27 protein-coding genes are annotated in these 24684 nt (G+C 63.9%); 10 read left to right on the top strand and 17 right to left on the bottom strand.

Translation table 11 applies throughout. The features are described 5' to 3' along the window. The first annotated feature begins 63 nt into the window (after positions 1–63). Complete coding sequence (locus Har1129_RS17560; RefSeq protein ID WP_151102016.1) at positions 64–654, top strand: 50S ribosomal protein L15e; 591 nt, start codon at positions 64–66, stop codon at positions 652–654. Between the two features lie 191 nt (positions 655–845). Here Har1129_RS17560 and Har1129_RS17555 read toward each other — a convergent pair whose 3' ends face one another. From Har1129_RS17555 to Har1129_RS17540, 4 genes are all read right to left on the bottom strand, one after another. Further along, positions 846–1871 (bottom strand): Brp/Blh family beta-carotene 15,15'-dioxygenase, encoded by a 1026-nt coding sequence (locus tag Har1129_RS17555; RefSeq protein WP_191906096.1) that lies wholly within the window; start codon positions 1869–1871, stop codon positions 846–848. Further along, positions 1868–2593 carry a lycopene cyclase domain-containing protein gene (locus tag Har1129_RS17550; protein ID WP_151102014.1) on the bottom strand — a complete coding sequence of 242 codons (726 nt, stop codon included), beginning with the start codon at positions 2591–2593 and terminating at the stop codon, positions 1868–1870. Before Har1129_RS17550 ends, Har1129_RS17555 begins: the two co-directional genes overlap by 4 nt. A gap of 48 nt (positions 2594–2641) precedes the next feature. Further along, positions 2642–3613: a phytoene/squalene synthase family protein gene (locus Har1129_RS17545; protein ID WP_151102013.1), complete on the bottom strand. Its 972-nt coding sequence runs from the start codon at positions 3611–3613 to the stop codon at positions 2642–2644. A 256-nt stretch (positions 3614–3869) separates the two neighbouring features. Continuing rightward, the gene (locus Har1129_RS17540) at positions 3870–5450 is read right to left on the bottom strand and encodes a bacterio-opsin activator domain-containing protein (RefSeq protein WP_151102012.1); all 1581 of its coding nucleotides are present in this window, start codon (positions 5448–5450) and stop codon (positions 3870–3872) included. 128 nt (positions 5451–5578) lie between these two features. Here Har1129_RS17540 and Har1129_RS17535 point away from each other — a divergent pair, with 128 nt between their 5' ends. The 4 genes from Har1129_RS17535 to Har1129_RS17520 all read left to right on the top strand — a co-directional run bounded on the left by Har1129_RS17535 (position 5579) and on the right by Har1129_RS17520 (position 9726). Beyond that, positions 5579–5863, top strand: coding sequence for a hypothetical protein (locus tag Har1129_RS17535; protein ID WP_151102011.1), 285 nt, complete (start codon positions 5579–5581; stop codon positions 5861–5863). A gap of 66 nt (positions 5864–5929) precedes the next feature. Then, complete coding sequence (locus tag Har1129_RS17530; protein ID WP_151102010.1) at positions 5930–7303, top strand: ribonuclease R family protein; 1374 nt, start codon at positions 5930–5932, stop codon at positions 7301–7303. Between the two features lie 75 nt (positions 7304–7378). Next, a complete protein-coding gene (locus Har1129_RS17525) occupies positions 7379–8119 on the top strand; it encodes an ABC transporter ATP-binding protein (protein WP_151102009.1) in 741 nt (246 codons plus the stop codon). Then, positions 8116–9726, top strand: coding sequence for a hypothetical protein (locus tag Har1129_RS17520; RefSeq protein WP_191906095.1), 1611 nt, complete (start codon positions 8116–8118; stop codon positions 9724–9726). The genes Har1129_RS17525 and Har1129_RS17520 overlap by 4 nt, the downstream gene beginning before the upstream one ends. On the opposite strand, the gene Har1129_RS17515 is transcribed toward Har1129_RS17520, so the two are convergent. Further along, entirely contained in the window at positions 9723–10325 is a 603-nt protein-coding gene (locus tag Har1129_RS17515) for a transcription antitermination protein (protein WP_151102008.1), read from the bottom strand. The genes Har1129_RS17520 and Har1129_RS17515 overlap by 4 nt on opposite strands. Positions 10326–10395: 70 nt before the next feature. Between Har1129_RS17515 and Har1129_RS17510 the strand changes: the two genes are divergently transcribed. After that, the gene (locus tag Har1129_RS17510) at positions 10396–11574 is read left to right on the top strand and encodes an MBL fold metallo-hydrolase (RefSeq protein ID WP_151102007.1); all 1179 of its coding nucleotides are present in this window, start codon (positions 10396–10398) and stop codon (positions 11572–11574) included. Between the two features lie 22 nt (positions 11575–11596). Here Har1129_RS17510 and Har1129_RS17505 read toward each other — a convergent pair whose 3' ends face one another. The 4 genes from Har1129_RS17505 to Har1129_RS17490 all read right to left on the bottom strand — a co-directional run bounded on the left by Har1129_RS17505 (position 11597) and on the right by Har1129_RS17490 (position 14597). Beyond that, the gene (locus Har1129_RS17505; RefSeq protein ID WP_151102006.1) at positions 11597–11890 is read right to left on the bottom strand and encodes a DUF6432 family protein; all 294 of its coding nucleotides are present in this window, start codon (positions 11888–11890) and stop codon (positions 11597–11599) included. A 249-nt stretch (positions 11891–12139) separates the two neighbouring features. Continuing rightward, entirely contained in the window at positions 12140–12814 is a 675-nt protein-coding gene (locus Har1129_RS17500; RefSeq protein ID WP_151102005.1) for a hypothetical protein, read from the bottom strand. Beyond that, entirely contained in the window at positions 12811–13218 is a 408-nt protein-coding gene (locus tag Har1129_RS17495) for a hypothetical protein (RefSeq protein WP_151102004.1), read from the bottom strand. The genes Har1129_RS17500 and Har1129_RS17495 overlap by 4 nt, the downstream gene beginning before the upstream one ends. Before the next feature lie 62 nt (positions 13219–13280). Beyond that, positions 13281–14597 carry a PKD domain-containing protein gene (locus Har1129_RS17490; RefSeq protein WP_151102003.1) on the bottom strand — a complete coding sequence of 439 codons (1317 nt, stop codon included), beginning with the start codon at positions 14595–14597 and terminating at the stop codon, positions 13281–13283. 148 nt (positions 14598–14745) lie between these two features. Between Har1129_RS17490 and Har1129_RS17485 the strand changes: the two genes are divergently transcribed. Together Har1129_RS17485 and Har1129_RS17480 are read left to right on the top strand one after the other, a co-directional pair. Beyond that, the gene (locus Har1129_RS17485) at positions 14746–15609 is read left to right on the top strand and encodes a hypothetical protein (RefSeq protein WP_151102002.1); all 864 of its coding nucleotides are present in this window, start codon (positions 14746–14748) and stop codon (positions 15607–15609) included. A gap of 38 nt (positions 15610–15647) precedes the next feature. Next, positions 15648–16040 carry a DUF5611 family protein gene (locus Har1129_RS17480; protein ID WP_151102001.1) on the top strand — a complete coding sequence of 131 codons (393 nt, stop codon included), beginning with the start codon at positions 15648–15650 and terminating at the stop codon, positions 16038–16040. A 379-nt stretch (positions 16041–16419) separates the two neighbouring features. Here Har1129_RS17480 and Har1129_RS17475 read toward each other — a convergent pair whose 3' ends face one another. From Har1129_RS17475 to sepF, 3 genes are all read right to left on the bottom strand, one after another. Continuing rightward, positions 16420–17187: an ABC transporter permease gene (locus Har1129_RS17475; RefSeq protein ID WP_151102000.1), complete on the bottom strand. Its 768-nt coding sequence runs from the start codon at positions 17185–17187 to the stop codon at positions 16420–16422. Beyond that, on the bottom strand, positions 17184–18128 hold the full coding sequence (locus Har1129_RS17470; RefSeq protein ID WP_151101999.1) for an ABC transporter ATP-binding protein: 945 nt from the start codon (positions 18126–18128) through the stop codon (positions 17184–17186). The genes Har1129_RS17475 and Har1129_RS17470 overlap by 4 nt, the downstream gene beginning before the upstream one ends. A gap of 123 nt (positions 18129–18251) precedes the next feature. Then, positions 18252–18611: a cell division protein SepF gene (sepF, locus tag Har1129_RS17465; protein WP_053967843.1), complete on the bottom strand. Its 360-nt coding sequence runs from the start codon at positions 18609–18611 to the stop codon at positions 18252–18254. A gap of 144 nt (positions 18612–18755) precedes the next feature. Here sepF and Har1129_RS17460 point away from each other — a divergent pair, with 144 nt between their 5' ends. Then, positions 18756–19175 carry a hypothetical protein gene (locus Har1129_RS17460; protein WP_151101998.1) on the top strand — a complete coding sequence of 140 codons (420 nt, stop codon included), beginning with the start codon at positions 18756–18758 and terminating at the stop codon, positions 19173–19175. A gap of 22 nt (positions 19176–19197) precedes the next feature. Here Har1129_RS17460 and Har1129_RS17455 read toward each other — a convergent pair whose 3' ends face one another. Then, positions 19198–19677, bottom strand: a complete 480-nt coding sequence (locus Har1129_RS17455; RefSeq protein WP_151101997.1) for an RNA-binding protein — start codon at positions 19675–19677, stop codon at positions 19198–19200. Positions 19678–19768: 91 nt separating this feature from the next. On the opposite strand from Har1129_RS17455, the gene Har1129_RS17450 reads away from it, so the two are divergent. Then, complete coding sequence (locus tag Har1129_RS17450; RefSeq protein ID WP_151101996.1) at positions 19769–20680, top strand: cobalamin-binding protein; 912 nt, start codon at positions 19769–19771, stop codon at positions 20678–20680. Here Har1129_RS17450 and Har1129_RS17445 read toward each other — a convergent pair. The 4 genes from Har1129_RS17445 to Har1129_RS17430 form a co-directional block, all read right to left on the bottom strand. After that, positions 20677–21048, bottom strand: a complete 372-nt coding sequence (locus Har1129_RS17445) for a DUF5658 family protein (protein ID WP_151101995.1) — start codon at positions 21046–21048, stop codon at positions 20677–20679. The two genes, Har1129_RS17450 and Har1129_RS17445, sit on opposite strands and share 4 nt — an antisense overlap. A 94-nt stretch (positions 21049–21142) precedes the next feature. Then, a complete protein-coding gene (locus tag Har1129_RS17440) occupies positions 21143–21958 on the bottom strand; it encodes a molybdopterin-synthase adenylyltransferase MoeB (RefSeq protein WP_151101994.1) in 816 nt (271 codons plus the stop codon). Between the two features lie 97 nt (positions 21959–22055). After that, complete coding sequence (locus tag Har1129_RS17435; RefSeq protein WP_151101993.1) at positions 22056–23042, bottom strand: methyl-accepting chemotaxis protein; 987 nt, start codon at positions 23040–23042, stop codon at positions 22056–22058. A gap of 89 nt (positions 23043–23131) precedes the next feature. Further along, complete coding sequence (locus Har1129_RS17430; RefSeq protein ID WP_151101992.1) at positions 23132–24634, bottom strand: carboxypeptidase M32; 1503 nt, start codon at positions 24632–24634, stop codon at positions 23132–23134. Positions 24635–24684 lie beyond the last annotated feature (50 nt).

The raw sequence follows: 24684 nt of genomic DNA, 5'->3' as shown, positions 1-24684 counted from the left end.
TGCAGGTCGGGATGTGAGTCGCAGACCGCGACTTGAACCACGCAACGCCCGTGGTGAATACATATGGCACGAAGCGCATATTCGTACATTCGAGACGCTTGGAAGAACCCAGGTGACGGAAAGCTCGCAGAACTACAGTGGCAGCGCCAGCAGGACTGGCGCGACGAAGGGGCCGTCGAGCGCATCGAGCGCCCGACCCGCCTCGACAAGGCCCGCTCGCAGGGCTACAAGGCGAAACAGGGCGTCATCGTCGCTCGCGTCTCCGTCCGCAAGGGCAGTGCTCGCAAGCGCCGACACAAGGCCGGCCGCCGCTCCAAGCGCCAAGGCGTCACGCGCATCACCCGCCGGAAGGACATCCAGCGCGTCGCCGAGGAACGCGCCTCCCGCACCTTCCCGAACCTGCGCGTGCTCAACAGCTACTCCGTCGGTCAGGACGGCCGCCAGAAGTGGCACGAAATCATCCTCATCGACCCGAACCACCCGGCCATCCAGAACGACGACGACCTGTCGTGGATCTGTGCCGACGATCAGGCCGACCGCGTCTTCCGCGGTCTGACCGGTGCCGGCCGTCGCAACCGCGGCCTCGGCGGCAAGGGCAAGGGCAGTGAGAAGACCCGGCCGTCGCTGCGCAGCAACGGCGGCAAGGGCAAGTAACCCACCTTTTTCCGCCTCGGGTGCGCGCAGCGCACCACTCGGCGCAAAAACGTGGGCGAAAAAGGCCGAACGCTCGCTCCGCTCGCGTTCGGTGAACCGCGCCTTGCTTCGCTTGCGCGGATGCCCACCGTGATTTTCGACTTCAGTTCTTCCAGACATCCAATCATAGCGCCACCTAGAGCGGGTGCCGACTACACCCAGACGCCCTGTTCGCGGTCCATGATGCTGACGACGACGACGTGGGGCAGCGTGACGACAGCGATGAACACCAGATACAGGGCGACCCACTCCGGAACGGACCCCGGCGGGTTCGGGACCAGAAAGTACAGCCCGCCGAGCAGGGCGAGCGAGGCGGCGGTCAGCGGTGCGGCGTCGCGGGCAAACCGCGCCAGTGCGGCTGTCGGGTCGCGGTTTTCGAGTGCGGCAGTGGCGTCGTCGTCGACGAGCAGGAGGCGAGCGACGTGGCGCAGCGAGTGCCACAGACAGAAGTACACGCCGATGGCCAGCACCGGCGGGACGAGGGCGAAGTAGACGAGCAGGCCCAGCGTCTCGCCAGCGTCGAGCAGCCACGGTCGGCGGGCGTCGGCGCGGGCGAACCCGACGGCCAGCGTCGCTACGACGAGCGCACCGTAGGCGACAGCAAGTGCGGTTCGCACGTCAGTCCGGAACGCCCAGCCGATAGCCGCCGCGGCGTCGGGCGCAAACAGCGAGACGAGGTCCGTCGCGACGCGGCGGTACCAGTCCGGGAACGCGAGCAGCGGGACGAGCATCGGCAGGCCGCCGCGGACGAGGACGGTGCCGACTCGCTGCGGAAGCGACCGGAGGTGGTCGGCGTCGGCCAGCGCGACCAGCGCGTACAGGTCGCCCTGCCCCCAGTGGAACCACGTCACCGCAATAAACAGGACAAAGGCCGCGGCGGGCGCGAGGAACCAGACAACGGCGTAGACCCCGCCGACGACGCCGTAGAGCGCGAACACGCGGCCGATAGCCCGCCAGTCCGGTCGCTCGCCGCGGGTGCGTGCGACCGCGAGGTGATCGACCGCACCGTGGGGGAGGCCAAGCAGGACGGCACTGACCACTAGTGGAGCGTACTGGAGCGCGGGCGGTATCGAAACCCCGGCGAGGAACGGAACGACGACGGCGAGGCTGGCGACCCAGCCGGGAGCCAGTGCCACCCGGTAGCGAACCGACGGTTCGACGGCGGTGCGGTAGCTCACTCCCATCTGTCGATGAGCCAGACGTAGAGTACGACCCCCTGTACGACGAACAGCGTCGTCAACAGGAAGAAGACGGCCTCCTCGATCGGCAGGTCGAGCAGGGGAATCGTGTACCCGGTCGTGTACTGTTTCGAGATCGTCCAGACGCCGAGTCGGATGGCGATGCTGTCGATACCACAGAGATAGACCGTCGGGACCAGTGTCGCGAGGCCTACTGTGCGCCACTCGCCGACGAGGAAGTGCCACCCGAACAGCCACTGAATAGCGAGAATGGGGCCACTCCAGACCAGCAGCGACCCGAGATACAGCCCCGAGTCGGAGCGCAGAAGCACGAGGCCGAACAGAACGACGGCGAGCGCGGCGGCAAGCCCGACGAGCCGCGTTCGTAGCGGCGTCGCCAGCGAGCGCTCCGTGTCCACCCGGAACCGGGCCACCCACAGCCCAACCGCTGCGGTCTGCAGGACGAAAAAGAGGTATTCGCCGAGGGGAATCGACCAGAACCGCACGAGTACAGCGCCGTCGCCGTACCACCAGACGCCACGCCGGATGAGTGCGCCGTCCCACGGCGTCGTGTAGACGAGCGCTAACCCCGTGAGAATAGCCGTTCCTGTGAGTACGTCTCGACGGCGTCCGAGACGGTATGTCGCCGTCAGTGCCAGTCCGGCCACGACCGGCACCACGAAAAGGGCGTGAAACTGGAGATACGTGAGAGTAGGCAACATCAGTTCAGATACAACGGGGGGTCAGAAACGATGCCCGATGCGTGGCTGTCATCCACGCCACGTGGGCTGCCCGTGGCTGTGAGCGTCTGTCGGCGTCTCGCCGGGACCACGCTCGGAGACGGCGCTCACGGTGTAAAACGTCGCTTCGGGGTCGCCGTTGCGCCGCCAGTGCCACCACGTCCGAGCGAGTAGCCAGAGCCGCCGGCGGCGAGTAAGGTCCGGCGTCTCCGTCAGCACGTCGTACCCGCGGTCACGGATGAGCCGGTGGTGGTCGGCGTACAGGACGGCGGCCAGCAGCACGCCGAACTGGCAGTCCTCGGGGAGGTATCGGATACCGGCGACGCCCTCGCGGTACAGTTCGTCGGTCCGGGCCAGTTCCTCCTGCATCACGGCGCGGAAAGCGTCGTCAACCTCGGCGTCGGCCAGTTGCTGTTCGGTGACGCCGTGGCGCTCCAGCGTCTCCTGTGGGAGATACACCCGCCCGTAGTTGTGGATATCCTCGCGCACGTCCCGCAGGAAGTTCGAGAGCTGGAAGGCCTCGGCCAGCGCCGTCGCGTGGGGCAGGGCCTCCTCTTTCTGTGGTGGGTCCATCACCTCAGTCATCATGTGGCCGACGGCGACAGCGGAGCCGCCCATGTACTCACGGAGGTCCTCAAACGTCTCGTAGCGGGCCTGTGCGATGTCCATCTCCATCGCGTCGATGAAGACGTTGATCGTCTCCTCAGAGATGTCGTGTCGGGCAGCCAAGTCCTGAAACGCCGCCATGACAGCCTCGTGGTCGGTTTCTTTCGGGTCGATGTTCCCGAGCGCGGCCTCACGAATTACTTCCAGTTGCTCGTGCTGGACGGTCGGCGGTGGCCCGTCCGTCTGGTCGACGACCTCGTCCGCGACCCGGAAGAACGCGTACATGACGTACGTCGGGTGGCGGATGCGCTCCGGAAGCAGCCGCGTCGCGAGGTGGAACGTCCGTCCGGTCTCCTGCTGTATCGATTTGCTGGTTTGGATGTTATCGGAGTGCATTGAAAGCTATCGGGCGGTCATTCGGCGGGCGATGCGTCGCGCGCTTGTTGGCGAGCGGTCCGTAATAGTCCGTTTGGCCCGTGAATGCACCGCTATCACGGGAGTCTGTGTCCCGTCGGTTCGTCGGTGACAAACAGGACACTGGTTCCGTATCACTACATGTATATACGGTTGTTGTCGGGATAAGCGGACTACCAAACTGCTTCGGGGATCGCGTCAGGAGTCCGCCGCGGGCGAGGGGGTTCGCAATCACTGGTTACCAGTTTTCAAACACTTCTTCCAGTAGCTTTCGCTCACCCGCACGGAGGTGCTGGTGGAACGTCGACGGGCAGATGTCCATTGACTCGGCTAGTTGCTCGCCGGACACGTCGCGTGGCCAGTCGAAGAAGCCGCCCAGAAACCCTTTCCGGAGCGCCGTTAGCTGGCGGTTGGTCAGGCGGTCCTCGACGTTCGCGATGAAGGCCTGTCGGGAGACCGGTGGTTCGTCCCGTTCTCGAACGGAGAGCAGCTCTGTCTCCGGATACCGCTTTCGGACCTGCTCGACTACGCTTCGGGTCTCCATCGACGCCGGGAGCGCGACGGTAACCGTCGCCTTCCCGGGTTCGACCAGAATGTCGCCCGTCTGGGCTCCGCGGTCGGCGACGACCGAGACGACCGGCGGGTCCGAGACGGTGAACTCGAACAGTGCCGAGGAGTCCGCCGTCGAGACGTGCGAAACGCCCGACACCTGCGGGTGATCGGCGGCGACGGCACAGACCGCCGAGGGGTCGTCCGTCTCGACGAGGAAGAACATCACCGTCTCCTCGCCGTCAGGGACGCTCCCGCCGTACTCCATCGAGCAGCCGAGTTCGCTCGCCACGTCGATGTAAAAAACCCCTGTATCAGTGACCTGCAGTTCGAGTTCGGTGACGTTGTCGGCGGTCAGCAGTCGACTGGTCTCGCGGGCGTCGATAGCCGCCGCAGTCGCCCGGCCGATGGTCCCCAAGACGGCCTGTTCGCGGGGGTCGAACACGTCGTCGCTGTCGGCGTAGACGGTGAGGACGCCGTACAGCGATTCGCCGGAGACAAGCGGCACTGCCGCGACCGACGCGACGTCAGAGTCGGCGAGCCGGCTGTGTCGCTCGTCGATGTCACCGGTCACGACCTGCATCTCCTCGGTGCGGGCCGCCTCCGCGACCGGGTCGTCGGCGTCCAGCGGGATAGACAGCGTTGTCGGGCTATCGGCGGAGAGCGCCGTCGACGACAACGTCTCATCGCGCAGGTCCAGTTCTGAAACCCAAGCGAACTGGTAGGAATCGACCGAAGCCAGTCGGTCGCAGACGGTCTGTTGGATCGCTTCGCGCGAGTCGACGGTCAGTACGTCGCCCATCACCGCTTTCAGCAGCCCATCGACTCGGTCGACAAGCTGCGTGAGGTTCTGGCGCTCGGCTTTGAGTTCCTCGCTCCGGCGTTCGGCGGCCAGTTCGGCGAGCTTCCGCTGTGTGATATCCACATGTGCAACGACCGCACTCCCGGCCTCGTCGTCGGGCAGCGGTGCGACCCGCATCAGGAACCACTGCTTCTCCTCCGGGGAGTGACACGGATACTCCATCGTGAACAGGTCCTGCTCACCGTCGATGACCGACTCGATGCCGCCGAGCGCCTGCCCGGCGTACTCGTCTGCGTCGACATCAGTTGTTGCGAAGTAGTTCGTCCCCTCCATCTCCCCGTCCTCGTCGCCTGCGAACTCCCGCCAGGCGCGGTTGGTAAACAGGATCGTCCCCTCGTCGTCGAGGACAGCGATATTGATGGGTAGCGTGTCCAACGTCGAGTGAGCGAGTGTCTCTGGTGGCTTCATTCAGTGTCCCTGGCTCCGAATAGCCGATACCCTGTCTAGTGGCGGCGGGTGAATAAACGTGTGGCCCGGAACGGGGAACTGTTGCCTGTGCGAAAAGCTCTAAGCACTGTCAGTCGCAACGTGTCAGTATGTTCGGGTCCCGGAGCTCCCGGGCGGAGTCGGTCACCTGTATCGCGTGTGGAGAATCCGTCTCGCGGTCCGACGCCCGCGAGTACGACAAGCACGGGGACCGCTGGGACCGCCGGAACAAGGCGTTCGAACACCTCTGTAAACCCTGTTTTGCCGACCTGTGCCAACAACCGCGGGACGGCCTCGAAACGACGCTCGATGCCGCCGGGGCCGGTGAGGCCGACCAGAAGACATTCCTGAAACGGTTCCGAGAACTCTCCGAGAGCGACGTTCACAGGGAATAAGCCGAGAGAGTCACGCCCCAGTCTCACCCCGACAGCCCTAACTACGCCCTGTTCCTACCGGGTGACATGACTACAGAGGACGCACAGGCGGCCGCCGGGACCGCCGAAGGGCAGGGTCCCGTCGAGATCGACCCGGAGATGGCGCGACATCTGGAGAACAAACGCGAGGAACTGTTCGAGAAGTTCGGCATCCCCGACGAGTTCCCGCCCGAGGTACTGGAGGAAGCCAAAGAGCGCACACAGGGCGTTCAGGCCGAAATCGAGGACGAGGTCGACGAGCGGCGGGACCTCCGGGAGATGACGACATGGACGACCGACCCCATCGACGCACAGGACTTCGACGACGCCATCTCCATCGAGGAACGCGAGGACGAGATCGTCCTCTGGGTCCACATCGCCGACGTGACCCACTACGTCAACCCCGACACGAAGATGTGGGAACAGGCCGTCGAGCGCGGGAACACGGTGTATCTCCCGGCCTACACCGTCCACATGCTGCCGCCCGTCCTCGCCGAGACCGTCTGTTCGCTGGTCCCCAACGAGGACCGCTTGGCCCACACCGTCGAGATGCACCTCGACAAGGAGAACCTCGGCTACGAGGAGATCGACATCTACAAGTCCGTCATCCGCAGCGACGCCCGGCTGACCTACACCGAGGCCGAGCGCCTGCTGGACGAGCCAGAGACCGCAGCGGACGTACTGGAAGACCAGAGCGTCGACCTCGCGGAGAAGACCGAGCGCGTCTGGGAACTCGCCGACGCGATGCACGAACAGCGCAAGGAGGAGGGCTCACTCGTCCTCAATCCCGCCCGAGACCGCGCCCACACCATCATCGAGGAGTGCATGCTGAAGGCGAACAAGGCCGTCACGCACGAACTCATGTGGGATCGCGGCGTCGAGGCGATGTACCGCGTCCACCCCCAGCCGAGCCCCGACGAGTGGGACGAAGCGCTGGTCGAGATTCAGGACCTCGACGGCGTCTCCATTCCCGGCGACGCTTGGGACGACCCGCGGAAGGCCGTCAACGCCACCCTCGAACAGGCTCCGGGTCGCCAACTCGACAAGATCCAGTGGGCCGTGATGAAGGTGATGCCCCGCGCGAAGTACATGAACGACCCCTTCGGCGGCCACCACGCCCTGAACTTCGAGATTTACGGGCACTTCACCTCGCCGATTCGCCGCCTCTCGGACCTCATCAACCACTGGATCGTCTACACCAACGACGTGCCAGAGGACCTCATCGCGCTCTGTGACCGGGCCAGCGACCGCCAGAAGGACGCCGAGCAGTGCGAACGCGAGTACAAGAACTTCCTGCAGGAGGTCGGTCTGGACCCGTCGGCGGTCAACAACCGCGGCATCGAAGTGGTGGAGAATCCTGACGACGGTGACGAAGATGAGGACGCGGACGCCGATACCGCCGACGCAGCGGTCGAAGAGTAACGTCGGCAGACTGGCGTGTGGACGCGACACTCGACAACAACAAGACCTTTTCACAGTCGAAACGGCAGTGTCAGTATGTGCCCTCCAGCACCCGCAATCGTCACCGAGGGGTTGACGAAGCGCTACAGCGGGGTTTCGGCGATAGAGGATCTCGACCTGACGGTTCCACGCGGGAGCGTCTTCGGCTTCCTCGGACCCAACGGCGCGGGCAAGACCTCGACGATTCGCATCCTGACGACGTTGACGAACCCAACAAGCGGCACAGCTCGGGTGGCGGGCGAGTCGGTCGCCGACCGCGCCGCAGTGGTCGAACACATCGGCTTCCTGCCGGAGGAGCCGCCGCTGTACGACGAACTCACCGGGCGCGAGCAGTTGGAGTACGTCGCCGGCCTGCGCGGCCACGAGGACTGGGGCCGCGTGGAGTCGCTGCTTGACCGGTTCGACCTCGACGAAGACGCCGACCGGCGGGTCGAAACGTACTCGAAGGGGATGAAACAGAAGCTCGGTCTGGTTCAGGCGCTGTTGCACGAGCCCGAGGTTCTCTTTCTGGACGAACCGACTTCGGGGCTGGACCCACGGGCGGCCCGGACAGTGCGTGACACCATCAGCGAGGTCGCGGCCGCGGAGACGACCGTCTTTCTCTCGACGCATATCCTCCCCGTTGTCGAGGAGTTGGCCGACACTGTCGGTGTCCTGTACGACGGGGACCTCGTCGCGGAGGGGTCTCCCGATGATCTGACCGACAGTGTTGAGTCCGGAAGCACGCTCGAAGACGTGTTCCTCGACGTGACTAGCGAGCACCCGGGTGAGCGATGAGACGACCCGACGGACGGCGGGTGCGTCTGATCGCCCGGACGGAGCTGCGACGTACATGGCGAAAGCTCAAGGGGACAGCACGCGGCGCGCTCATATTCCTCGGCGGCGGGCTGGGAATCATAGCATACAGTCTCGTTATCGGCGCAGGGGCGTTCTTTCTCGGCGGCTTCCTGTCTGAGAGTGATCCCCACTCAGTTAGACTTGCGACGACGGCGAGTATCGTCGGGCTGCTCGGACTCGTCGGCTTCTTCACGCTTCAGCATACGGTGAAATCAGCCGGCGAGCCAGACGCCGCCGACGGACTGCTGACAACCGTCCCCTACGAGGACGCGGCGGCCGGGCTGCTCGTCGCTGAGATCGGTCGGGTGTCGCTCGCGCTCACGGCCCCGGTTCTGGCGCTGGTGCTCGGACTTGCAGCCGGTGAGGCCGGGGTGCTCGTCGCTGTCGTGGCTCTCGTCGGGTCGGGTGCGGTCGTGCTGCTGGGCACAGTCCTCGGTTTCAGCTTGGGGCTAGTGACGAAGCTGGTGGCGAACCGTTCGGCCTTCGTCGCGAGACACCGTGCAGGCGTCGGGACCGCCGTCTCGCTCATCCTGCCACTTGGCTGGGTCGCGATGACGACCGTCCCGTCGGTACAGCTCCGCGTGCTCCAACTGGCGACCCAATCCCCGCTCTCGTGGCCTGCCGACGTGGTCCTGCTCGTGCTGGGAAATGGCGGCCACCCGGTCGCTGCCGCTGTCGCCACAATCGGGATTTTCGGTGCGCTCCCGCTGGGCGCGGTCGCGTGTCTGTGGCTTGCCGGCCGGGTCTGGTATGCCGACCCGGTCCAACCCGACCACGAGTTCGACGCCGACGAGCGAACGCTCTCTGACCGGTTGCTGGTGGGACGGGTCACAACGGCGACCCGCGTGGTCGCCCAGAAGTCGTGGCTTCGGGCCAAGCGCGCACCCGTTACCGTCCAGTTCGCGGTCATGCCGTTTTTCTTTCTGGTGTATCATCTCCAGATCGTCATTCTAGAGCAAGTGGTGCCGCCGACGCTTCCGCTCAGTGCTGGCCTCGCCAGCGCAGCGGCGTTCGGTGCCGCGTTCTCGCTCAATCCGCTCGGCGGCGAGGAGGGCGTGCTGCCGCTGACGCTGACTGCCAACGTCTCCGGCCGGGCGTTCGTCACCGGACTCGTCCTCGCGGGCGCGCTCCCCGGCGTCGTAGTGACGACGCTACTGGTCGTCGGCCTCGGCGTCGCCGCCGGGACACCGCCAGTCACGCTTGCTGCCGCACTCACAATCGCACTGGTGGCAACCCTCGCTGCGCCAGCTATCGCCGTCGGAGCCGGCGTCGTATTCCCGAAGTTCGACTCGTCGTCGGTGCAGGGCCACGAGGTAGTGGTCCCGAGCGGCTGGGCGTTCGGACTATACTTCCTCGTCCTCGGCGTGGCCGTCGCCCCGGGGAGCCTGACGTACTTGTTCGCCGTCCGTGACCTGTTCGCGATACCGTTCGGCGCGTCGTGGCTCCTCGGCGGCGGGCTTGTGGCGACGCTGGCAATAGCGAGCGCCGGTGCAGTCGCTGGCTTCCTCTACGCCGCCAACCGCGTGGCGACCTACCGGCTCGACTAGCAGACCGGTTTGGGGTCCAGTCCCATCGCCTCCAACGTCTCCGCGTAGTCGTCGTACGCCGCTTCGATGGCCTCGGCCGCGGCCGCCGCTGCCGTCTCGCGCTCGGATTCCGAGAGGTGTTCGAGTGCGGTTTCGCCGCCGTCGAGCGCGGACGCCTCCTGTCGAATCTCGCGGAAGGTATCGGCTCGCCGCTCGTCCGCCTCGTTGATGAAGAAGCTCACCACCTGCAGGTAGAACCGATCAGCGACCAGCGGCGCGGCGATGAGGCCGGCCCCGACGCGCTGCGCAGTTCCGCTGACGGTTTCGAGGTGACCGAGGAATCCATCGGGGTCACCGGCATCTGCGTCGATACGTGCCGACCGCTCGGCCGCGGCCTCGGCGGCCGCCTCGAACTGCATCGTCACGTCGCTGTCTGTCTCGGCGGCCCACCGTCCGAAGATATCTGCAAGCCCTGACTCGCGGGTCACCGCTGCTGTGAGAACTGCCTTCGTCTCTAGCGTCGCATCTGTCGCCGCAATAAGTACTTTGTCCGAGCCCAGTCTGTCTCGCTCCGTCCCAGTCTGGTCGCGAACAGCATCGATAGTGGCTCCAGCGTCCATACGTTCGCTGAGCGCGGCAGGGGCTTGAAATCCCCGCCCGATTTATCCGCCGGGCGGCGCTAGTGTCGCCATGGCCGAGGACTACCCCGACCCGCCGACAGACCCGCCCTCGCTGTCGGCAGCGGCGCTGCAGACGAAACTGGACGCCGGCGAACCGCTCCGATTGCTCGACGTTCGCGACCGCGACGAGTACGAGCAGTGGCGGATTCGTGGCGGATCGGTGACGGCGACACAGCTCCCCTTTACGAAGTTCCTCCAAGCGAAGGTGACCGGCGAAGTGGACGACGTTGTCGCCGATGTCGCCGGCACCGGCCCGATAACGGTCGTCTGTGGCCGTGGCGAGGCCAGCGCCTTCGTCGCCGGCCTGCTGACTGAACACGGCATCGAGGCGCAGAACCTCAGCGACGGCATGGAAGGATGGGCACGGCTCTACGAGACCCGCGAGATTGCCTGCGACGCCGCCGCCGTCCTCCAGTACCGCCGTCCGTCGTCGGGTTGTCTCGGGTACATGATTATCAGCGACGGCTCGGCCGCCGTCGTCGACCCGCTCCGAGCGTTTACCGACCGGTACGTCGCCGAAGCCGCTGACCACAACGCTTCGCTCACCCATGCCATCGACACGCATGTCCACGCCGACCACGTCAGCGGCGTCCGCCGCCTCGCCGAAGAAACCGATGCCGAACCGATCCTTTCCGAGCGGGCAGTCGCCCGCGGCGTCGACGACGTGACTGCACTGGCCGACGGCGACTCGCTACGGGTCGGCTCGGTCACGCTCGAAACCGTACCCCTTCCCGGGCACACGACCGGTATGACCGGCTTCACCGTCGACGACGTGCTCTTGGCCGGCGACAGCGTCTTCCTCGACAGCGTCGCCCGCCCGGACCTCGAAGCCGGAGCCGACGGCGCTCGCGACCTCGCCCGCGACCTCCATCGCACGCTGACCGACCGACTCGCAGTGCTCCCCGATGAGACACTCGTCGCCCCGGGCCACTACAGCGAGTCGACCACGCCGGCGGCCGACGACACGTTCACGGCCACTCTCGGCACTCTCCGCGACCGACTCCCAGCATTCGAGATGGAGTGCGAGGCGTTCGTCGAGTACGTCTGTGACGACATCCCGCCACGCCCCGCAAACTTCGAGCGGGTTATCGCCATCAACCTCGGAACGGAGACAGCCGACGACGACACCGCGTTCGAACTCGAACTCGGCCCGAACAACTGCGCGGCCGCACCGTCGGACGCGGCGTGACACCGCCGCGAGGCGGGCGCAACTACAACGGGAGCCGCTTGCGGATCTGGTCGAGAATCGACTCGTCTTCGTCCGGCAGCGATTCACCGACCACGCCCTCCCCTGGCAGAATGACGGTCCGCTCCCCGTTGTCCTCGACCTCGATGAGGCCGTCTGCTTTGAGAGATGCAAGCGCGTCCTCAATGCGGTCGATGTTCTCCTCCGTCCGCGACCGAAGCTCGAAGACGGTCATCCCCTCATCGCGGCGGTCAGCGAGCGCATCGAGCACCGCAACCTCTGTATCGTCGCGGTCGCGATACTCCGGCTTCGCTCTCATATATCCCTCTAAAACCGGCTGGGTCTAATCTTTGTCCCTCGGAATTGTGATATGCACACCTTGTGCAGCGAATTGTACAACAACGGTGCCGACGACAGGGTTTGCCGTTTCGCTCGTCCGTCCTTGTTAGATTCTGTAACCGGCTCTTTCCGGCTATCCTCGATAGAGAATAAGCTTGACTGAATCCTGAGCGGCCCGGTCGTCATCAGAAAACGCTCTGTGGCTCATAATCCTGAGGTAGCCAGTTCTCTACTTCCACTTGTCATGGTAGCCCGGTCCTTCCTCGACGGTCGAGCCATACTTCCCCAGTAGGACCCGCATCGACCAGTCGCCGGTGGAATGCTTCCACGCCCAGGTGTATTTCACGTAATACGTCTCGAACACTTCACCGTCCTCCGTAACGAACGTTATATTGAACGTATCGGGGATGTACGTGTGGTCCCGCTCTGGGAGATGGTTATCGTTGTTATTGTAATCCTCTACGATAGCATGATACGTCCAGAGTGGATCTCTCCGGTCCTTAACGGTTTTAGTGCGGTTCGTAGTATCCCGCATTTCAACCGTCAGATGATACGTGTCGTTCTCCGGGAACGCTCTTGTTCCTTTAAGATACTCGCTTCTGTTACTTACCCGATACAGATATCGGACATTATCATCGAACCTCTCAAACTTCTCTGCCTTGGTCAGCTCGTCGCTGTCAGTCTCAGTGACTACTGGTTCGGGCGTTGGCGTTGCAGTAGCCTCGGGCGTATCTTCGGGCGTTGCCGTTGCGGTAGGCGTAGCCTCTGGCGTTGCAGTAGGCGTGGCCTCTGGCGTCGATGTCTGTTCAGCTGGTCCACTCCCTCCCGCGAAGCCCGAACATCCGGCGGACATAATCAGGAGGGCGATAGCAACAGTGCTAAAGAGAGTCTTAGTCTTCATCATGGTTCTTGAGTTTCGTTGTTGGGGTCTGTATCCTTGGTTGCTTCTTCAACAGGCGGGAGCGTCGGGGCTTCATTTGGGGTCGGCGTCGGGGTCGGCGTTGCACTGACACCCGGCCCACTACCGTCCGCTCCTGTCGATGGTGAATCAAGCACACTTCCACCGCCAGAGGCGAAAAGCGCAATTCCACCGATAAGGGCGGCGAAGGCGACCACATAGACGAACGCGGCAAGGCCACTCGTGACCCCGCCGCCGGACTGGATACCGGGCAACCATGAGTAGTCGTCTGTATACCCACGGGCGTTCGCCCACATGATAACCGGAGCAACGACTCGAAGCAGGAGCGTCCCTGCAACCGTCGCTAACAGGTAGACAACTACTTCTCCGGTCTTGCGTTTTCGGTTCATCCTGTTAAAACTTAGCTGTTATCTGTTATAAATCCCAAGTTTAAGACCAGAATTAAACACAGTTACCAGAGGCCGCCGAGCCACCCCCCGCCACCGCCATCGTCATCATCATCACTACTGCTGTCATCGTCATCGCTCCCACCGCCGAACCAGCCGCCGCCATCGTCATCGTCGTCATCACTACTGCTGTCATCGTCATCGCTCCCACCGCCGTCGTCGCTACCACCGCCGTCGCTACTACTATCACTGGAACTACTGTCATCATCGTCGTCATTGTAGTCCCAGTCATAACCACTACCATCTTCATCCTCGCTGGTATCATCGTCCGGGTCTATCAGGTTGTTCGGAACGCTGGAGCCGGGGCGGGTATTCCCGTCACTATTAGAGTTGCTGTCAGTGCTAGTCGTGTCCTCGTAACTATCATCGGAAGACCCGCCACCGTCACCATAGTCCATCTGCCCCTCATCTTTCTGTTCTTCCTCCTCAGTTACCTCATCGATAGTTGCGTCGGTGAACGTGCCCCCTTTCCCGTCTGCGGACATGCGGTTCATGTTTTCCGGTTCGATAATCTGTGTGAGCTCGTTGTCGACGTGTACCCACAGCCCTGGTTTGCCATCTACATCGACCCACGTATCTTCGATTTTCATAGCGGCACTCGTACAGCCCTTGTTCTCACCGTCGACGTAGTAGTTTGAGCTCCCGCCGGGGCAGCTACTGACACTGCCGCCACCGGTACCGGACGAGCCGGCGACCTGAACCGTCCGATTAGCGACGCCGCGCCGTCCGGCGGCATCGTAAGCGATTGCACGGACGGACACAGAACCGGATTCGTTGAACGTGTGCGTGATAGTTGAGGTCCCGTTTTCTCCGGTAAGCTGCGTCTGGTTTTGTGTGGTGCCGTTGACCACCCAAGCGAGCGTTCGGAGATCGGCATCACCGGCGGTCGCATTGGCGGTCAGATTCCGTCGGGAGTCAGTGGGGAGCGCTGTCGGGGCCGACACCGAGACGGATGGCCCACCAGCGGCCACCACGTCGACGTGGAGCGTGTCCGAGCGCGACGCGCCGTCGTCATCAGTAACGGTGACAGTGACGTTGTACTGGCCGGTTTCGGCCGGCGAAAACGTCGTCTGGGCACAGGTCGGGCAGTCGGGCGGGCGTGTCGTACCGTCCGGCGCTTCGATGGTCCACTCGAATGTTTCAACTGTGCCGTCGGGGTCGCGCGAGCCGTTGGCGTCCAACTGGACCGTCGTCGCCTGCTCGACGGACTGGTCCAGTCCGGCGTCGGCAAGTGGCGGCTGGTTCCCAGTCGCCACCGCCGTCCCACCGAGAAAGGCTGAGAGGGCGAGGACAGACACCACGAGTGTCGTTGTCCGCTGCATTGGCGTAGCGTAGCACCGGCACTGGTTATAAAATTTCGTAAGCTAGAGTGAAATTAATGACGTGAAATCGTGAAATAGGTAGCGTTCTGTCACGAATGGTCGAGCCAACGGGCAGGGTTTAAGTACGCCACGGTGGGAAGTTCTGGCAATGGGTCTCAAATGTTCCGTCCTCGGGCACAAGTACGGTGAGACCACCGTCGAGCGCGAGCGCGAAGAGCAGGGTAGCGAAGTCGTCATCACCATCCAGGAACGGGAGACCTGTGAGCGGTGTGGAAATACGCGAATTGTCTCGGAAAACAAGGAGGTAACGGCTATCGAGACGCCGTCGGATATCGCGAGCGATCTCGTCGAGGATGACGAGCCTGAAAGCGAGACAGCGACGGCGTCGGCAGACACCACCGACGATACGGTCGCGTCAGCGGGCGAGACCGACGACGATGGCACGGGGAGTTCGGACGGCTGGGACAGCGTCGACGACCCGGTCGAAGCGCCGGGAGATGCGGGAGTCACCAACGGTGTCACGGACGACAGCGAGCCGGTCGATCCATCGGCCGACGACGCTGAGATTATCGACGACAGCGACGAGGACGAGGAAGGAAGCGGCGACGTTGAGTTGGACGAGCCGACGACGACGGTCGACGTCCCGGACGCGGAGGGCGAAGAGCCGGTGACCGAAGACGAGACCGACCCGGAGAAAGACGACGGGCTCATTCTCGGAGAGGAAGAGGAAACGTCGGAATCCGCCGGTGGCGACCGCCAGCCGGGCGAGTGGCCGGATGAACCGGGAGACGACGGGGACGGATGGTCGCCGGAGACGATGCCGACTGACACCGGAACGGACAACGATTCGAGCGGCGAGTCGACCAGCGACAGCGCCGTGACGGTTCCGGAAGGCGAGTTCGCCTGTCCGGAGTGTGGATTCACCACCGAGGTGGAATCAACGTCGCTGCGCGCCGGGGACTTCTGTCCGGAGTGTCACAAGGGGTCACTTATCACCCGTGGCGAGGAGTGAACGCAAAGGGTAAGACAGCCCCTCGCAAAAACTCGCCCATGCGAGAGTACAAGATGCGACGGGGCGAGCATCTCGAAGACCGCGTCCCTGACATGGAAGCGTTCGTCGAGGAGTACTTCGGAGAAGTAACCGACACAGAAGCGTACGAAGACACCGAGCTGCTGGTCGTCGACGACCCCGACAACCCCGTGTTCGAGCGGGTCGTCGCGGGCCGCGTCGAGTACGGCTCGAAGAAGGACAAATTGGCGCTGCACATCGACGAGCGCCCGGCAGAGGATGTCATCGCCGAAGGGAACGTCGACGCGGCCGAGGACGCCGTCGCGATCAAGAACGACTTCTTGGAGGAGGCGACCGACCGCGACGCGAAGGCACGACGTGACTCGCTAAAGCGCTCGGTCGAGGACGACGCCGACGCCCCCGACAACGTCTAACGACAGCTGTCGGGCGCGCGCAGCCAGTGAGTGCCGGTAGACCGATACTGCGCTCTCGTCTTCGGCACGGCCCGCGTAGCTGGTCGGGAATTCTTCGATATCGACACTGAGTACCGCCAGTATCACACAGCGTCAGACGGGCGTCACATCTAAATACGCTTGTGGCATACATTCACATACGCCTCTCCCGGAGGCGCTCACAAGTATCCGGGGCACGAGACACCCCTCGTGTTGCCACGGACTCGGATTCCGGGGCAGCCTGTCATAGTTTGTCCGCCCGCCGGAGCGGACCAAATCCGGCATTCGAGTGCGGCCAGATCAGTTTCCGAGCCAGCGTCCCCGTTTTTCCACGGCAGAATCCGCTAGAGACGGGTCGACGCTATTCAGCGAGTCCGTAGCCGCGCTTGAACAGCGCGTAGTCGATTGACAGCACGACAACGGTCGTCCCAGTCAGGACAGCCAGCGACGTGTTCGGGTCGATTTCGGTGACGCCGATCATGCCGTAGCGGACGCCGTTTACCATGTATACCATCGGATTAAGCAGCGAGACGTTCCGCCAGAACGCCGGCAGGACTTCGAGCGAGTAGAACACCGCGCCGAAAAAGACCAGCGGCCGGAGGATGAACTGATTCATCACCGTGAGGTAGTCGAAGTCACTCGCCCAGAGGCCGCCGATGACGCCGAGGCCGCCGAACAGCGTCGTGATGACGAGGAGGAACGAGACGAGATACAGAGGGTTGGCGACGGGGACAGAAGTGAAGACCAGCCCCACGCCGACGATCAGCAGCGACGTGACGACACCCCGAAGTGCGCTGGCCGAGACGTAGGCGGCCACCATGCTCCGGTTCGACATCGGCGACGTGAGCACGGCCTGAATGTAGTCGTTCCAGCGCCCGTGGAAGATGGTGAAGGAGGCATTCTCGAAGCTATCGGAGATGGCTCCGAGCACGACCAGCCCGGGCAGAACGAACTGGAGGTAGCTCACGCCAGCGATTTCCCCGATTCGGCTCCCGAGAATCACGCCGAACACGGAGAAATACAGCGCGTTCGTGATGATCGGCGGCAGAAACGTGTTGTACGGGCGGCGCACGAATCGAAGGATCTCCCGCCGGACCAGCGTCAGGAACTGCGTCGTATTCGCGTTCATGCGGACACCTCCGCGTACTCGCGGTCGTCGCGGGTCATGTCGACGAACACCTCTTCGAGCGACGCCCGCCGGATATCAAGCGACGTGACGGTGTGGCCCTGCGCTTCGAGGTCGCGCATGATGGCCGGCGCGGTCTGGCTCCCGCCCATCGCGGTGACGGCCAGCCCCTCGTCGGTCAGTTCGACGTCAGTGATGCCCTCCACGTCGAGTCGCGGGGCCGTCCGCGGCATCTCGGCGAGATCGAGGACGATAGTGTCAGTCCCACGGGCCATCAGGTCGTCGGGGGTCGCCACTTCGACCTTCTGCCCGTCGTCCATGATTGCGACCCGGTCACAGAGGCGTTCGGCCTCCTCGATGTAGTGTGTCGTCAGCAGAATCGTCGTTCCGGCGTCGTTCATCCGGTTGATGATGTCCCAGAGGTCGTGGCGGAGCTGGACGTCGACCCCAGCTGTCGGCTCGTCGAGGATGAGCAGGTCGGGGTCCGACACAAGCGCACGCGCGAGGACGAAGCGGCGTTTCATCCCGCCGGAGAGCCAGTCAAAGCGCGTGTCGCGCTTGTCCCAGATACCGACCGTCTTCAGCGCGTCTTCGGCGCGCTCCCGCGCCTCTTTGCGGCCGATACCGTGATAGCCCGCCTTGTGTTCCAGCACCTCGATGATGGGAAAAAACCGGTCGACGTTGAACTCCTGTGGCGCGACGCCGATGCGGTCGCGGGCCTCCCGGTAGTCGTCTTCCACGTCGAAGCCGAACACTTCGGCGGTTCCCCGGTCCTTGTGGACGAGGCCGACCAGCGTGTTGATAAACGTCGTCTTCCCGGCCCCGTTCGGCCCGAGGAGTCCGAAGAACTCGCCTTGCTCAACTGTTAGTTCCAGATCGTCGAGCGCCTGTACGTCGCCGTAGCGTTTCCCTAAGCCACTGGCGCGTATCGCCGGTTCAGTCATTGCCGCCCTTAGCGTGGCGACACCGAAAAACGCATTGAAGCCCCCGAAAACCGGCAGTTAGACTGAGACAAGCTGACAAGAACGACCAAACATCGAGGTCCTGTCGACCGGGCTGTCACAACCTTATCGACCGAGCCGTTCCCGGGAGATGCCGACGCCGGCCGGCGTGATGATGAGCTGGTCGTCGTCCTTCTGGACGATGTCGCCGCCGACCTCGTTGGCGACCTGCTTGAGTTCGTCGCTGATGTGTTCCATCGTGCGGTCCTGTGTGGAATGGCGCGTGATATCAGCGACGACCACGTCGCCGTCGTAGACGGCGTCTTTGATGTCGATGACGTCCTGCTTGTCGCTGATACGGGCGATGCGGACTTGGCGTTCGAGTTCCGTCCCGGTCATCTCGAATTCGTTCGCGTTCAGTTCGACGTAATCCTCGGTGTTTCGAGAGGATCCAGACTCCCCGAGGATCTTGCTCATCAGTCCCATGTCACTCACGGCGTGCGCTACCCGTTTCAACTTTTCGTCCATCGAACGTATCGCCACAGCACACCCTGATCTGTCGTGGTGCTGATCAGGGACAGCGTGTACTGCACAAACCGTTATCCAGCGGCGGAACAAACATCGACAGCGATGCGCCTGCCCTCCATCAGGACGACTCCGATTACCGTCGCGGCCGTCGGTGGCGTCCTCTATGCCGTCGCCGTGTTGTCGTGGCTATTTGCAAACGGCGTCCACGTCTCGTCGCAGGGTCCAGCGACCCTCGCGTTCGGGGCCAGCTACGCCGCCGTCGGAATGGTCCTCGTAGCCGCCGTCCCGCTGTATCTCTGTAGCCGCCTGTCGCTTGTCGCGCCGGTGCTCGTGACGCTCTGGCTACTCGGCAACACGGTGTCTCAGTGGCTGTACGGGACACATCTCCACCCGCTGTCGTCGTATCTCACCGTCTGGCCCCTGTTGCTCGGCGTTGCCGTGGGCGCTGGCGCGGTCGAAGCGCTCCTCAGAGTCACGGTAGACCGTGGCTTCGACCGGTTTGGGCTCCGACCGCTGGTGTGACTGAAGCGAGTGCAGAACTGCCCTACACCGAAAACTCGAACAGGTCGTCGCCGACGTGGTGGAGCGATGTAACGACTTTTCCGCTGTCGCCGACCATGTCGTCGCCGTCGGTCTGTGCGCGACCGACAGCGAGGAACTTTCCGTGGGACTCCTCGTTTATCACAACCAGATCGCCCTCGCTGACATCATCGTCGGCCTCGGTGATGCCCGGCCGCATGATGTCAGCGCCGTCCGAGACAAAGGAGACAGCCCCGGCGTCGACGGTGACGATGTGTTTTTCCGGTGGATACTGATTGGCACCCTGCACGGTCAGGAACGGCTCGCCATCTAAGTACAGTACAAGCGGGTCGCCGTCGACGAGGACGACATCCCAGTCGCTGTCGTCGAACTCGACCTTCTCGAAGCTGTCCGCGTCGAGTTCGACACCGAGGTTGTCCGCCAGCGCCGTCGTGATGGTGTCGACCTCGTCCGAACGGAGGTGGTGTCGCGACTTGACTTCCATGCCCGCGTCTCGTCGGCGACAGAGGGTAAGCGTAACGAAGCGTGCGAGGTGGCGGACGCACGTTTTTGTTCGCGCGGACCAAGGTCGGGGTATGCGAGTCGTCACGCTCCTGCCTTCGGCGACGGAGATCGTCTACGCGCTCGGCGTCGAGCCGGTCGGTGTTTCACACGAGTGCGACCATCCGCCAGCGGCCCGCGAGAAGCCGTCAGTCAATCACTCGCGCGTCGATCCGGAGGCATCCAGCGGTGAGATAAACGAGCAGGTCGCGGCTGCCGAGGAGAGCGGTGGCGTCTACGCCATCGACCGCGACACGCTGGCCGAACTGGATCCGGACCTCATCGTCACGCAGGGCGTCTGTGACGTGTGTGCTGTCGACCACGTCATCGTCGCCGAGGCCGTCGAGGAGTTGGGACTGGACGCCGACGTGCTGACGCTCGATGTCCACAGCCTCGATGACCTGTTCGAGTCCATCCACCGGGTCGGCACGGCGGTGGGGCGCGACGACCGCGCCGCCGACCTCGTCGCGGACCTCCGGGACCGCGTCGCAGCGGTGGAAACGACAGCGGCGCGGGCCGAGACGACGCCCCGCGTAGCGGTGCTTGACTGGCTGGACCCGGTGATGGTCGCCGGCCACTGGGTCCCGGAGATGGTCGAGACGGCTGGCGGGACCTACGGGATGGAGGAAGCGGGCGCACACTCCCGGCCCCGCGAATGGGCGGACGTCCGCGAGTACGACCCCGAGGTGCTGGTCGCCGCGCCCTGTGGCTTCGACGTGGCACAGACCCGCGAGAACCTCGATGACCTGACCGGGCGGCCCGGATTCGAGGACCTGACTGCGGTTCGGGACGGCCGGGCATACGTGATGGACGGCCACCACTACGTCAACCGCTCGGGGCCACGGCTCGTGGACACGCTGGAGTTCTTGGCAGCGCTCATCCATCCGGACCTGTTCGAGACGCCGCCGCGAGACACCGTGGTCGATCTCGGGACCGTCCGGGTCTAAGCGGCGGCCGCGGCCAGACCAACGTAGGTGTTTCCGGCTACGACCGCCGCACCGATGGCGACGATAGACAGGAGCCAAGCCCGCCACAGCGGGACCCGCTCGACGAGGGCGCGACACTCCAGCAGGACGACGCCGACGTAGAGAACCACAGCCATCTTCAGAGCGATAACGAGCAACGGCTCGTGGATGAGGAGCGTCCGTATCCAAGGGTTTGCCTCCAGCCCCGGCCCGGCAAAACGGGCGGCGAACAGCGTCGACAGCGCGTCACCGAATCCCCAGACGAGCACCAGCGAGAACACCAGTTCAACGTAGTCGGGCTTCTGGAGGCGAACCGAGAGGGGGTGAGACGCGTTGTCAGGGCAGGTCATGCAAGACGATACCGTTACTCTCGACTATTGGCGCATAAAGCTCGGTTCCACAGTATCAGCCGTGAAAATCGGCAGTCAGGACAAAGCGGACCGGTCAGTCCTCGGCGAGTGAACAGCGACCCTCGTAGCTGGCGTCGGCGACGCTTGCGATGGCCGGGTCGTCGCCACACACTGGACAGTCGGGATTAGCGGCGACGGGGATCTCCTCAAAAGACATCTCGGCGGCGTCGTAGGCGATGAGCCGGCCCTCCAGCGTCTCGCCGTAGTCCATCGCGAGCTTGACGACTTCAGTCGCTTGCAGACAGCCGATAGTGCCCGGCAGGACACCGAGAACGCCCGCGGTCGCGCAATCGGGGACCGTCCCCTCCGGCGGCGCTTCGGGGAACAGACAGCGGTAGCACGGGCTATCGCCCGAAAACGTCGTCACCTGCCCCTCGAACTGGAAGATTGCGCCGTGGGAGAACGGCGTGCCCGAGAGCGTGCAGGCGTCGTTGACGAGGAACCGGGTGGCGAAGTTGTCGGAGGCGTCCACGACGATGTCGTAGTCGGCCACCAAATCGGTCGCGTTCTTCCGCGCCAGCCGGAGTTCGTGGCGGTCGACAGTCACGTCGGGATTGAGTCCCGTGACGAACTCGGCGGCGCTGTCGACCTTTGGCCGGCCGACGTCGTCGTCGCCGTGGATGACCTGTCGCTGGAGGTTCGACCGCTCGACCACGTCGTCATCGACGATACCGAGCCGGCCGATGCCCGCAGCCGCGAGGTACTGGAGAACTGGTGCGCCGAGGCCGCCGGCCCCGACGACCAGTACATCGGTGTCGAGCAGCGCGGCCTGTCCCTCCGGCCCGACGTCGTTCATGATGATGTGCCGGGAGTACCGGTCAAGCTGTTCTGGGTCCAGATCCGGTCGCATAGCGAGGGTTGGCAGCCCGGAGAAATAAACGCCGGGTTCGTCGTGGGGGCACGGTTGGGACACAGCGCCGGACCGGACAGCCAGAACAGCTATCTGCTCAGTTGTTGCGCTCGAGGTCTGCGACGAGGTCGTCTATCGCCCGGTTGATGTCGCTGAGAAGGTCCGTCTGCTCGCTGGATTCATCAGCGATATCGGCCGTGCTGTCGGCGATGTCCTCGGCCGCATCGGTGGACTGGTCGATCATGCTGGCCACTTCCTCTGTCGAGGCGGCCTGCTGGTCCGTGGCCGTGGCGACCTCCTCGATACCGTTGTTGACCTCGCGGACGGTGTCGTCGATCTCTTCGAGGATTTCGGTTGATTCTTCGACGGTGTCGATCCCCTCATCGATCTCGTCGTTGCTCTCTTCGAGACTCTCGACGGCGTTTTCGGTGTCGTCCTGAATGCCGTCGATCATCTGCTCGATGGTCGTCGCCTGCTCCTGTGACTCCTCGGCGAGGCTCTTGACCTCGTCTGCGACGACGGCGAACCCTTCACCTGCCTCACCCGCGCGAGCGGCCTCGATAGACGCGTTCAGCGCCAGCATATTGGTCTGGTCGGCGATGTCGTTGATGACGTCGACGATCTCGTCGATCTCCTGTACGCTCTGCTGTATCGTTTTGACGTCCTCGGCGACGCTGTCGGCCGCCTGCTGGATGTTCTCCATCGCCTCGTGGACATCATCAGCGTTCCCCTGCCCGCGCTCGGCGAGTTCCTTCGCTTCGCGGGAGGCCGCCGAAACCTCTTCGGAAGACGAGGCGATCTGCTCGACCGACGCCGAGAGGTTCGATACCTCGTTTGCGATGTCTGTCAGCCCCTCGTACTGCTCTGCGGCCTGTTTGCGGATATCGTCAGTCTCCTCGGCGATGCCGACCGACGAGTTCTCCAGCTCGGCCACCATCGTCTGGATCTCGCTCGCTGCGGAGTGGCTGTAGCCGGCCTCCGTATCGATATTCTCCGCGACGTCGTCCTCGATATCCGTGTGGATATCGTCTTCAATCCCCGAACCTGTTTGGTTCGCTACACTTTCTGTCGGTCTCTCAGCCATAGTGGTCGTCACAATGGGAGGGGAATATAAAACGAGTTGCCCAATAGTATCAGAGTCGATATCTGGAACTGGGGTTGTCAACCGTCGTGTCAGCAGTCATACAGCGCGCGGTACTTCTCGTCGGCGTAGTCAAGGAAGTGTTCGGCGGTGAAAGATTCACCCGTCGCTTCCCGAACGAGGTCGTCGGTTCGGTAGCGAGCGCCGTGCTGGTGGACGTGTTCGGTGAGCCAGTCGTGGATCGGGTCGAACTCGCCGGCGCGGACGTGGTCGTCGAAGCCGTCGATGTCCTGCCGGGCGTGGTGGTCCAGTTGCGCGGCCAGCACCGACCCGAGCGTGTAGGTGGGGAAGTAGCCGAAGGCCCCGTTCGTCCAGTGGATGTCCTGCAGACAGCCCTCGGCGTCGGTGTCGGGACGCACCCCCAGATACTCCTCCATCTTGTCGTTCCAGACCTGTGGCACCTCGGACACGTCGAGGTCTCCGCGGATGAGGTCCCGCTCGATTTCGAAGCGGACGATGATGTGCATGTGATAGGTTAGCTCGTCCGCTTCGACCCGGATGAGGTTGTCGTCGTACACCTCGTTGGACGCTTCGTAGAACTGCTGGGCGGTGGCGTCGGTCCCGAGGTGGTCGTTGGCCGTCGCAGCGAAGAAGTCCCAGAACGGCCGCGAGCGGCCGACGTGGTTCTCCCAGAAGCGCGACTGTGACTCGTGGACCGAGAGGTCGCGGTTGTCGCCAAGCGGCGTGCCGTACTCCGCCTGTGGCAGGCCGAGCGTGTACGTGGCGTGGCCGAACTCGTGGATGGTCGACCCGAGCGCGTCCAGCGGGTCCTCGGGGGTAAAGCGGGTGGTGACGCGAGCGTCGAACTGCGTGCCCATCGAAAACGGGTGGGGTGCGGTGTCCAGCCGGCCGCGGTCCCAGTCGTAGCCCAGCGTGTCGAGCGCGGTCTCGACGAGGTCGTGCTGGGTGTCGTCGTCGTAGGTCCCCTCGAAGGGGTCGGCCAGCGTCACGTCGCTGTCGGCGATGTCGTCGATAAGCGGGACAAGCGCGTCGCGGAGTTCGGTCAGCACCTCCTCGGCGGTGTCGATGCCGAGATACGGCTCGTACTCCTCGAACAGTACCTCGTAGGGGTCGCGGTCGGGGTCGATGGCCTCGGCGTACTCCCGGCGGAGTTCGACCAGTTCTTCAAGCGTCTCAGCGAAGGCGTCGAAGTCGTCTTCGGCCTTGGCCTCCTTCCAGACCGGCAGGGCGTTCGAGGACGCTTCGGAGATGCGCTCGACGAGGTCCGAGGGGACGCTGGTGGCCCGCTCGTGGTCCCGTCGAACTTCTCGAACGACGGCTTCCTGTTCGGGGTCGAGGTCGGCGTCGTCGAGTTCGGCCAGCCAATCGGCCAGATCGTCGTCGGTCAGCAGGTCGTGGTGCAACGTCGAGATGGCTGACGTCTGTTTCGCCCGGGCTGGCGTCCCGGCGTCGGGCATCATCACCTGCTGGTCCCAGTTGAGGACGCCACCGGCGTCCCCGATGTAGTGGAGGCGGCGGACGTGGTCGAGGAACTGCTCGTACGTGGACTCGATGTCCTCACTCGCTGTTGCCATACACCGCCGTAAGGCTGGGGTCCCTAAAGAACCGATGCCGCCGGGGACAT

The organism is Haloarcula sp. CBA1129 (assembly GCF_008729015.1).
Classification (GTDB): domain Archaea; phylum Halobacteriota; class Halobacteria; order Halobacteriales; family Haloarculaceae; genus Haloarcula.
The sequence above is the reverse complement of the archived record's forward strand: the minus strand, read 5'-3'. Positions and strand labels throughout refer to the sequence as shown.